The sequence below is a fragment of the Paenibacillus sp. P4_A7 genome (assembly GCF_056402455.1).
Genome location: NZ_JBFUHJ010000806.1, coordinates 1 through 1,135 on the forward strand (window position 1 = coordinate 1; position 1,135 = coordinate 1,135).

Genomic DNA, 1,135 nt, shown 5'->3' on the forward strand with positions numbered 1-1,135 from the left:
CCATTTATATTCCTCAAAACGTTTGGCAACAAGCTTGCCCATAAGGGGCAGTATACGCTCGAAATATAAATTATACATGGCTTTAAATGGCTGCCATGTGGGCTTTGATACCTCTAAGCAAACTACTTTGCCGCCTGGCTTAACAACACGTCTCATCTCTTGCAGCACCTGCAAGTAATCGGGAACGTTGCGCAAACCAAATCCGATTGTCACATAATCAAACGAATTATCCTCGAATGGCAAGCTCATCGCATTGCCTTGTTCTAAGGAAATCTGATTGTTCAAGCCCAGTTTATCCACTTTGACAGCACCGATATCAAGCATATTCTGACTGAAATCAAGGCCAATCACTTTACCGGTCACACTAGCTTCAGCAAGCGCGATTGTCCAGTCACAAGTGCCGCAACAAAGATCCAGGGCAGTTTGACCTGGCATCACATTCATCTTCTTCATGGTGAACTTACGCCATGCTTTATGTCTGCGAAAGCTGATTAAATCGTTCATTAAATCATATTGCGGTGCGATTCGTTCAAAAACGCCATGCACATGACTCTTAGAATTCGAATCCATTTTCAAAAATCACCTCGTCTCGTTTAACGCAGGAGTTAGGCTTGTCATCTGGTTTAACATAGCATCAATGATCACTGATAGATCTTCGATTAGTTTGTCCGACTCCTGCTTGCCTGCAATTGCATTCAGCCCGTCTGCTGAAAACTTCAGCTCAGCCGTAAGAATGCTACGTATTTGATATTTATCTACTAAGTACTTAATGTACGCGGAATCATTTGCGCTTTCAGCTAACCGCTGGCGCTCCGCATCTGTGCCCTCCTGCATAACATGCCAGTAACCCCAGCTTTTATCAAATCGTAATGGGGAGTCGCAGCGCTTTAATTCCTCAATAATAACTTCGCATCTACTCACACCATTTAACATCTCTGACCATAAATGAGATATTGTACCTTCGAGCAAGCTAGAGAACAACTGAAACATCGTACCGCGCAGTTGTACGGCAAAGCTTAAATAATCATCTCCGGAAAGCTTGAACTGTCTCCTCCGGATATAGAGATTAACCTTAAGCCTGTTAACTTCACAGACAGCATTGCTTATTTTCGAAATCATATCAACCTGTCCCGCT

At 43.3% G+C, this 1,135-nt stretch carries 1 protein-coding gene and 1 pseudogene; both read right to left on the bottom strand.

Going from position 1 to position 1,135, the window contains the following annotated elements; translation table 11 throughout:
* On the bottom strand, positions 1-570 hold a 570-nt coding region (locus AC1DWN_RS34155), incomplete at its 3' end, for a demethylmenaquinone methyltransferase (protein WP_477563250.1).
* A 9-nt stretch (positions 571-579) separates the two neighbouring features.
* A pseudogene (locus AC1DWN_RS34160) lies at positions 580-1,135 on the bottom strand (heptaprenyl diphosphate synthase component 1); the annotation flags it as partial.